The 6,756-nt window shown below is 70.1% G+C and carries 8 protein-coding genes; 4 read left to right on the plus strand and 4 right to left on the minus strand.

Annotated features, from left to right (window positions below; all coding sequences use genetic code 11):
- Positions 1-8: 8 nt before the first annotated feature.
- The 3 genes from LXN57_RS43430 (at position 9) to LXN57_RS43440 (ending at position 3,028) form a co-directional block, all read left to right on the plus strand.
- The gene (locus LXN57_RS43430) at positions 9-1,232 is read left to right on the plus strand and encodes a wax ester/triacylglycerol synthase domain-containing protein (protein WP_251804159.1); all 1,224 of its coding nucleotides are present in this window, start codon (positions 9-11) and stop codon (positions 1,230-1,232) included.
- A 111-nt stretch (positions 1,233-1,343) separates the two neighbouring features.
- Entirely contained in the window at positions 1,344-1,841 is a 498-nt protein-coding gene (locus LXN57_RS43435; RefSeq protein ID WP_251804160.1) for a pyridoxamine 5'-phosphate oxidase family protein, read from the plus strand.
- Between the two features lie 17 nt (positions 1,842-1,858).
- Complete coding sequence (locus LXN57_RS43440; RefSeq protein ID WP_251804161.1) at positions 1,859-3,028, plus strand: acyltransferase family protein; 1,170 nt, start codon at positions 1,859-1,861, stop codon at positions 3,026-3,028.
- Here LXN57_RS43440 and LXN57_RS43445 read toward each other — a convergent pair.
- The gene (locus LXN57_RS43445; protein WP_251804162.1) at positions 2,955-3,173 is read right to left on the minus strand and encodes a DUF1918 domain-containing protein; all 219 of its coding nucleotides are present in this window, start codon (positions 3,171-3,173) and stop codon (positions 2,955-2,957) included. The genes LXN57_RS43440 and LXN57_RS43445 overlap by 74 nt on opposite strands.
- Before the next feature lie 285 nt (positions 3,174-3,458).
- Between LXN57_RS43445 and LXN57_RS43450 the strand changes: the two genes are divergently transcribed.
- A complete protein-coding gene (locus LXN57_RS43450; RefSeq protein WP_251804163.1) occupies positions 3,459-4,112 on the plus strand; it encodes a response regulator in 654 nt (217 codons plus the stop codon).
- A 54-nt stretch (positions 4,113-4,166) separates the two neighbouring features.
- Here LXN57_RS43450 and LXN57_RS43455 read toward each other — a convergent pair whose 3' ends face one another.
- The 3 genes from LXN57_RS43455 to LXN57_RS43465 are packed head-to-tail and all read right to left on the minus strand — an operon-like array spanning position 4,167 to position 6,626.
- A complete protein-coding gene (locus LXN57_RS43455) occupies positions 4,167-4,409 on the minus strand; it encodes an SHOCT domain-containing protein (protein ID WP_251804164.1) in 243 nt (80 codons plus the stop codon).
- Between the two features lie 28 nt (positions 4,410-4,437).
- On the minus strand, positions 4,438-5,436 hold the full coding sequence (locus LXN57_RS43460; protein ID WP_251804165.1) for a zinc-binding alcohol dehydrogenase family protein: 999 nt from the start codon (positions 5,434-5,436) through the stop codon (positions 4,438-4,440).
- Between the two features lie 20 nt (positions 5,437-5,456).
- Positions 5,457-6,626 (minus strand): Gmad2 immunoglobulin-like domain-containing protein, encoded by a 1,170-nt coding sequence (locus LXN57_RS43465; protein ID WP_251804166.1) that lies wholly within the window; start codon positions 6,624-6,626, stop codon positions 5,457-5,459.
- Positions 6,627-6,756: the final 130 nt, after the last annotated feature.

Raw genomic sequence — 6,756 nt, forward strand, 5'->3', positions numbered from 1 at the left:
CGGGTCGGGTGAACAACGCCGACCTCGCGTTCCTCGCCATGGACCGCGGTCCGGTGCCTGAGCAGTTCGCCGTGGTGCTCGTCCTCGGCGCCGGTTTCGACGTCGCCGAAGGCGTCCGCGTGCTCGGCGAACGGGCCGGCCGGATCCCGCGGCTGCGTCAGCGCCTCGTTCGCACCCACGGCCGGGCAGCCTGGGCGCTTGATCCCGTCTTCGATCCCGCGCGCCACTTCTGCGAGCTGCGGTGCCCGCTGCCGGGCAACGAGCGGGCGCTGCTCGAGGCGGTCATGCCGGAGGTGACGCGGCGGCTGCGTCGTGATCGGCCGTTGTGGCGCGCGATCTTCGTAACCGGTCTTCAGGAGGGCGGCGCAGCCCTTGTCCTGGTGGTGCACCACGCGCTCGTCGACGGGCTCGGCGGTCTCGCCGTCCTGCGGGAAGTGTTCGACGACAGCGGGCCGGCCGAAGACTCCACGCCCCGCTCTGGCAGCCACGGCGGTCACGGCGGCTGGTGGTGCAGCCTACGGGAAACGATGTCCGCGAGCGGAGGTCTGTTCCCCGGCCGCGTCGCGCCCAGCTCGCTGCTGCGCCCCACCGGAAGACAGCGTCGGGCGATCGCGGCCCACACCGAGTTGGCCCCGCTGCTCGCCGCGGCTCGCCGTTCCGGCGCCACGGTGAACGCGGCAGTGCTGGTGGCCGTCGGCGAGTCGTTGCGCCGGCTGCTCGCCCACCGCGGCGAGCAGGTTCGGGAGATCCGGGCCGGCGTGCCGGTGGCCGGCGAACGCACGGCAGCGGGTAACGCGGTCAGCCCGTTGCTGCTGACGGTACCGGTGACCGGATCTCGCGAGAACAGAATGGCGCAGGTCACGGCCGACACAAGGGCGTGGCGGAGCAAGGCGGCCGGGCCGGCGCCGATCAGCCTGCTGGGCGGCTTCTTTCGCCTGCTCGCGGCGACCGGGGGGTACCGCTGGTACATGAACCACCAGCGGCGTCTGCACATCGTGGTCAGCTGCCTGCGCGGCCCGGCCCGGCCGGTGTGCTTCGCCGGGACGCCGGTGCGTTCCATGATCCCGATCGTGCCGGGCGGGGCCTCCAACCTCACGCTCGCCTGCCAGGCGCTGAGCTATGCCGGCGTACTGACTGTGACGGCTGTCGCCGATCCCGTCGGCTGCCCCGAACTCGATCTCTTCGCCCGAGACCTGCAGAACGAGCTCGACCTTCTCGCCCGCGGCTCCTAGAGGGCCAGGCCGAACGGCTCACCTGGATGTGGGGTACAGCCCGGCAGTGCCTTTCGGCCCTGCCGGGCCGCACGTTCGCGCGGTACGAGTATGACGAGGAAGGGAGTTGCCATGTCGACCTCGATCCGCCCCGCCGGACGGGCCGCCCCGTTGACCGCCGAGGCTGTCTGGCGGGCGGTGGACCGTGCCTCCTTCGCAGTGCTCAGCCACGTCACACCCGCCGGCGCACCACGCTCCAGCGGCGTCGTTTATGCCGTCGAGGACCGTCGTCTGTTCGTGGCCGTCGGCCGTGACAGCTGGAAGGCCCGGCACATGGCCGTCGACGGCATCGTCGCGGTGACCGTGCCGATCCGGCGCGGTGGCCTTCTGTCGCTGTTGTTCCCCATCCCCCCGGCGACGGTGAGCTTTCCCGCGGTCGCGGTGGTGCACCCCGGAGATCACCTGACCGGCATGCCACGCCTGGCCCGGCTGGTGCCTCCGGAACGGCGTACGGATTGCGCGATCCTCGAGATCCGTCCCACCGGCCACTTCGTCACGTACGGCTTGGGCATTCCGCTGCGGGCCATGCGCGACCCGGCCCGATCCCGTGCCCGCATCGCGGCCGACTGACTGAGGGAAGCCGACGGGTGCGCAATCGCTATCTGGACCTGCTGCGTGCCGCCGCGATCATCCGCGTGATCACCTACCACTTGTACGGCTGGCCCTGGTTGTCCGTCCTGCTTCCCGCGATGGGCATCATGTTCGCCCTGGCCGGATCGTTGACGGCCGCGTCACTCGCCAAGCGGCAGGCCCGGCAGGTGGTCACCGCACGGTTGCGGCGACTTCTCCCTCCGCTGTGGCTGCTCGGCCTGGTCGCGGTGCCTGTCATGCTGGCCGCCGGATGGACGGCCGAAACCGGCGGCGAACATCCGTTCAATCCGGTGACACTGGTCTACTGGATCGTGCCGGTCGGTGATCCGCCCGGCAGCGACCTGGCCGTCGATGTCTGGGAGCCGCTCTGGTATCTGCGGGCCTACCTCTGGTTCGTCCTGCTCTCGCCCCTGCTGTTCGCGCTGTGGCGCAGGGCCGGACTGGCGACTCTGGGTCTGCCCCTTCTGCTCATGGCGGTGCTCGAGGTCAGCGGTCTGACCCTGCCCGAAGCCGCCGACGCGGGCCTGTGGGACTTCGCCACATACGGGGGATGTTGGATCGCCGGTTTCGCCCATCACGACGGGCGCCTGGCCCGGATCCGGCCGTGGCTGGCCTATCCGGTCGCCCTCGCCATGGGTTCCGTCGCGATCTGGTGGGCGTCTTCCTCCGGCAACTGGGACCTCAATGACTTCCCGGAGGCGCAGGCGCTCTGGTCGCTGGGCTTCGTCCTGGTGGTACTCCGCTGGCAGCCGCCGATGGGCTGGCTGGCTCGGGCCGGACCGTTGAACAACGCCGTCACCCTGATCAATGGGCGGGCGGTGACGATCTATCTCTGGCACAACATCGCCATCACGGCTGTGTGGCCCGTGCTGACACTCCTCGCGCTCGACAACGTGGACGAGCGGTTGAGCTCGGTCCTCGCGCTCCTGGTCACTTTGCTGTTGACGGCTCTGGCGGTTCTGGTCTTCGGTTGGGCCGAGGACCTTGCGGCGCGACGGCGGCCCCGGTTGTGGCCCAGCACGTCCGTCCCGGCCGGCACGTCGGTAGCGAGTCAGCCACGTCAGACGGCGACCGGGACCGCTCCTTACCGGGTCACGGCGAGGGTTCGGATGCCTCGCCCGCCGGCTCCCGGTGCTCGATACGGGCCTCAGGGCCGGGGAAGATGAAGGTGGTTCGTCCGGTGTCGAGCCAGCGGACCTCGTACGGTGGCGAGCCGTCGGCGTGGGCCACCGCGACGATCAAGCCGGTGCGGCGGGCATCGTTCAGGTGAGTGCCTTCGAGCACGATCCGGTCGCCGATCTGAGCGAGCATGACGGTTCCTCCTTTTCGGTCGAGGAGCCCACCGAATGCGCTTCGCGGGTGCGTCCGACGTTTCCGTCTTGGCGACGGTGGGTCTCGCGGCTCGTCGACCGCCCCTGTTCGGCTCGGCCGTCCCGCCCGGCGCATCCGGTGGGCTCAGTGCCAGCATCGTCCTGCGACGCGGAAGCCGTCAGGGCCGTTGGTCCTGACGGTCTCGCGCCCCGGACACCGGACCATCCCTCTTCGACGGGACCTTCGGCCCTGGGAACGGACCCGCCGAAGCGGTACGAAGGACATATGATCCGCGTCTATCTGCTCGACGATCACGAAGTGGTCCGGCGCGGCCTCGTCGATCTGCTGCACGCGGCCGGCGACATCGAGGTGGTCGGCGAATCCGGCTCGGCCACCGAGGCCACCCACCGGATTCCCGCCCTGCGCCCGCACGTGGCGATCCTCGACGCCCGACTGCCCGACGGCAACGGCATCGACGTGTGCCGCGATGTGCGGGCCGTCGACTCGACCATCAGGGGTCTCATTCTGACCTCGTACGAAGACGATGAGGCACTCTTCGCCGCCATCATGGCCGGCGCCTCCGGCTACGTGCTCAAACAGATCCGAGGCACCGACCTCGTCGACGCGGTGCGCCGGGTCGCCGGGGGACAATCGCTGCTCGATCCCGCGGTGACGCAGCGCGTGCTGGAGCGCATCCGCCATGGCGTGGAACAGCCGCGGGAACTCGCCGCGCTGACCGAGCAGGAACGCCGGATCCTCGAGTTCGTGGCCGAGGGTCTGACCAACCGCGAGATCGCCGGCCGGATGTTCCTGGCCGAGAAGACGGTCAAGAACTACGTCTCGAGCGTGCTGGCCAAGCTCGGACTCGAGCGGCGCACCCAGGCCGCGGTGCTGGCGACCCGCCTGCTCGGCGAGCACTCACCTGTCGAAGGGCACTGAGTCTCAGCACCGGAGGATCCGTGGCGCCGGTCCGTCACCGTTTGCTGTGACGGATCAGTGGCGTGCTGCCCGCAGGATGTGGAGACGGCGCTCGTACTCCTCGGCGTCGATCTCGCCGCGGGCGAACCGGTCGGCCAGCAGGCGTTCGGCGTCGGGGATCGGATCGTGGGCGGTCGGCCCTCGGGGATGCGGCCGTGCCCAGGTGATGAGCAGACCGGCGGCCGCCGTCGCGAGCACGAGGCCGAGCGCAATCATCATCACGGCCCAGGCAGCCGCTCCGCCGTGCGAGTACATCATGGTCGTCCTTCTTCCTTGCCGGGGGCAGTCAGGGCAGTAGCACGGCTGCGCAGTTGACCCGGTCCGCGGCCAGGTCGGCCAAGGCTTCGCCGGCTTGCGCCATCGGGTAGGGGGAAACAGCCACCTTCAGCGGATGCTTCGCCGCGAAGGCGAGCAGATCGCGGCCGTCCGCCCGGGTGTTGGCGGTGACGCTGCGGACGGTGCGTTCCTGGAAGAGATCCCGGTCGTAGTCCAGGGCAGGGATCTCGCTCAGGTAGATGCCCGCCACGGCGAGGGTGCCGCCCCGGGCCAGCGCGCGCAGCGCGACCGGCACCAGGTCACCGACCGGAGCGAAGAGCACCGCCGCGTCGAGCGGTTCGGGCGGGGCGTCATAGGCGCCGCCGGCCGATGCGGCGCCCAGCTTCAAGGCCAGCTCCCGTGCCTGCTCCGACCGGGTCATCACGTGCACCGCGGCGCCCTGGGCCAGGGCAACCTGAGCGGTGAGATGAGCCGAAGCGCCGAAGCCATAGATGCCCAGGCGTCCGCCCTGCGGCAACTCGGCACGCCGCAGGGCCCGGTAGCCGATGATGCCGGCACACAACAGCGGCGCCAGCTCCGCGTCGGAATAGCCGTCGGGCAGGACGTACGCGAAGTCGGCACGCACCGTGGCGCAGTCCGCGTAACCGCCGTCGGCGTCCCAGCCGGTGTAGTGCGAGCCGGGGCACAGATTCTCCGCGCCCCGGCGGCAGTAGCGGCACTGCCCACACGTTTCCCGCAGCCAGGCGGCGCCGACGCGGTCACCCGGCCGGAAGCCCTCCGCGCCCGCACCGAGTTCGAGCACGTGGCCGACGATCTCGTGCCCTGGCACGACGTGCCGCCGGTGCGGTGGCAGTTCCCCGGAGACGATGTGCAGATCGGTGCGGCACACACCGCAGGCGTCCACGGCTACGAGCAACTCTCCCGGGCCGGGCCGGGGCACGAACATGGCCGTCCGGCGAAGTGCCCGGCCGATGTCGTTACCCGGCTCGGTGACCTGCCAGCCATACATGACTTTCCTCCTCGTACGTGTCAGCTGGAGACTGCCCGGAAGGCCACCCGGACCGCGGTGGCCTTGACGACGGCTCCGTTGACGGCGGATCGTTCGAAGGCGATGACCCAGCCGAAGCCGGCGTTCGGCCGGCGGAACTCCACTGATCCGCTGAACGGCCGCATCACGTCTCCGCCACCGAGGACGGAGCCGGAGCCGAGTTGCTGCACCGTGCCGCCGCTCGCCTGAAGCACCCGGACCGCGATGGCGCCTTCGAAGGCCAGCGCCGAGCCGGAAATTCTCGTCGGTGAGGTCACGACGGCAAGGTCGCTGGGCGTTATCGCTTCCGCGGGCGTGTCCATCCGGATAGTGGAGGTTGTGGCGCCGAGCACCGTAAACGTCGTGCGGCCTCTCCCGAGCGTCACCGTGGTGACGGGACCTCGCGTCGGGTTCACGCCGTCGATCCGGGAGCGGAAGTCGACGGTGGCGATGAAGTCACTGCGCCAGCGCGCAGCCACGTACACCGGCTCCGGCATCGCGACGACATCGTGCAGAAAGTCGCCGGCGACGCGCCGTGCCTCGGCCAGGCCGGGCATGGTGGCCTCGGGTGGTTCGAGCTGCAGCCACTCGTAGAAGGCGGCGACGTCGCCGTCGAGGGAGTAGACGGTCGAGCGCACACTGCGGAATTGCTTGAGCGTGTGGTCCAGTTCGGCCAGCAGAGCCGCGCTGCCGTGACTGGAGCTCGCGTTGGGGATGATCGCGCGCAGGTCGCGGAAGTCGGCCCGGGCCACGCCGTCGCCGATCCGCAGGGTCCGCAGCGTGCCGGCGGTCTTGGCCGAGAAGAACGACCAGTAGCCGGAGCTGCGTTCGACCTCGGTCGGGCCGGCGAGCAACTGCTTGAGCGAGGCCGTGCCCACCTTGGCCGACTTCGGCACCGTGCGCTGGACGGCGACTACCTTGGTGGGGTCGGTGTTCTGCCCGCGGTGGAAGTACACCGTGACGGTCATCGTCGCGGGCTTCGGAGCCGACGGACTGCTCGACCGGCCCGACGGGCCTGTGTCGCTCGAGGCGGGTGGTGCGACCGGCGTCGCTGTCGTGTCGCCGCTGCCGCTGCTGCGCGTCACCAGCCACACCCCACCCAGCGCCAGCAACATGGCGAGGAACGCCCCGGCGATGATGGCGACCTGCCGGTGTCCCGTTCGGTACAACATCGGAGTACCTCCTCTCGGCGAGGGAGGCGAGGCACCTTCCTGTTCTTCCGACGCTAAGGGCTCGCCGAGAAATAACCCGTAGCTTGACGGATTGTGGTCCGTTGATCTGTTATGGGCGTGATGGTGGAGA

Source organism: Paractinoplanes hotanensis (assembly GCF_023717965.1).
Taxonomy (GTDB): domain Bacteria; phylum Actinomycetota; class Actinomycetes; order Mycobacteriales; family Micromonosporaceae; genus Actinoplanes; species Actinoplanes polyasparticus.

Coding starts and splice junctions, on each gene's coding strand:
- LXN57_RS43435 (WP_251804160.1), top strand. CDS start 1,344: ATGTCGACCTCGATCCGCCCCGCCGGACGGGCCGCCCCGTTGACCGCC.
- LXN57_RS43445 (WP_251804162.1), bottom strand. CDS start 3,173: ATGCTCGCTCAGATCGGCGACCGGATCGTGCTCGAAGGCACTCACCTG.
- LXN57_RS43450 (WP_251804163.1), top strand. CDS start 3,459: ATGATCCGCGTCTATCTGCTCGACGATCACGAAGTGGTCCGGCGCGGC.
- LXN57_RS43455 (WP_251804164.1), bottom strand. CDS start 4,409: ATGATGTACTCGCACGGCGGAGCGGCTGCCTGGGCCGTGATGATGATT.
- LXN57_RS43460 (WP_251804165.1), bottom strand. CDS start 5,436: ATGTATGGCTGGCAGGTCACCGAGCCGGGTAACGACATCGGCCGGGCA.
- LXN57_RS43465 (WP_251804166.1), bottom strand. CDS start 6,626: ATGTTGTACCGAACGGGACACCGGCAGGTCGCCATCATCGCCGGGGCG.